At 61.8% G+C, this 1,131-nt stretch carries 1 protein-coding gene; it reads right to left on the bottom strand.

What is annotated here, in order from left to right:
- Positions 1–7: 7 nt before the first annotated feature.
- On the bottom strand, positions 8–1,078 hold the full coding sequence (locus AB6807_RS39355; protein WP_371088811.1) for an IS30 family transposase: 1,071 nt from the start codon (positions 1,076–1,078) through the stop codon (positions 8–10).
- Between the last annotated feature and the right edge of the window lie 53 nt (positions 1,079–1,131).

Below are 1,131 nucleotides of genomic sequence, written 5' to 3'. Positions count from 1 at the left end.
GGCGGCCTCAAATCCCAAGTGCAACGATGGGTTGGATATCGACATTCTGGTTGAAACAGTCTTCGAAGAGGACTTGCGCCGGAGTGCGGAACCCCAAGGTCTTGCGCGGGCGGGTGTTCAAGCTCCAGGCGATGTGATCGAGATCGCGCTGAGAATGAACGCTCAAGTCTGTCCCCTTGGGCAGGTACTGCCTGATCAAGCCGTTGGTGTTCTCGTTGATGCCGCGCTGCCAAGGGCTGTGAGGATCCGCAAAATAGATCTTCAAACCCGTGCTCTCGGCGAGCTTCTTGTGCAAGGCCATCTCCTTGCCTTGGTCGTAGGTCAAGGTTTGTCGAAGCGCTTCGTCCAAGGGCGAGAAGGCTTGCTCGTAGCCCTGGAGGGCATCCAGCGCTGTGGCGCCATCCATCTTGACCAGCATCACGAACAAGGTCTTGCGGCATACCAAGGTGCCCACAGCCGAGCGGTTGAGCTTCCCCTTGATGAGGTCGCCCTCCCAGTGTCCGGGCAGCAGCCGGTCGTTGGCCTCGGGCGGACGCACGTGAATGCTCACCATGTCCTGCAGCGAACCACGCCTGTCCTCTCCCCGCGTGCGGGGTTTGCGCGCGCCGCGACCCTGGCGCAGCAACGCCACCAGTTCCTTGCGCAATCCACCGCGTGGGGCGGCATAGATGGCTGTGTAGATCGTCTCGTGGGAAGCTTGCAATTCGCGTTGTCCAGGGTGCTCTTGCCTGAGTGTGCCGGCGATTTGCTCGGGCGACCAAAACTGCTCCAGCAACGCCCGAACCTTGCGCCACAGTGCACCCTCGAAGTGGAGCTTGCACCGACGCCGGGCCTGGCGTCGTACGCGGCGCGAGCGTGCGCCAGCGCGTACCGCATCGTAGCCACCCGCAATGCGCGGGCGCCCCATCGTGCCCAGCTCCGCATCGGATTTGAAACCGTTGCGTCGCAACTCCCGCGTGATCGTGCTGGGAGCACGCTGCAAGGTCCGCGAGATCGATCTGGCGCTGCTGCCCTGCAGCTTCATCGCCATGATCATCCCGCGCTCTTCGGCACTCAGTTGCTCGTAACTCCTGGTCATGCAAGCTCTTCCTTTCAGGATCGAGTGTGTTGCACTTCAGGTTTGAAACCGCC

The organism is Variovorax sp. RCC_210 (assembly GCF_041355175.1).
Taxonomy (GTDB): domain Bacteria; phylum Pseudomonadota; class Gammaproteobacteria; order Burkholderiales; family Burkholderiaceae_C; genus Variovorax.
Note: the sequence above shows the minus strand (reverse complement) of the source record. Positions and strands in the feature narration are given on the sequence as shown.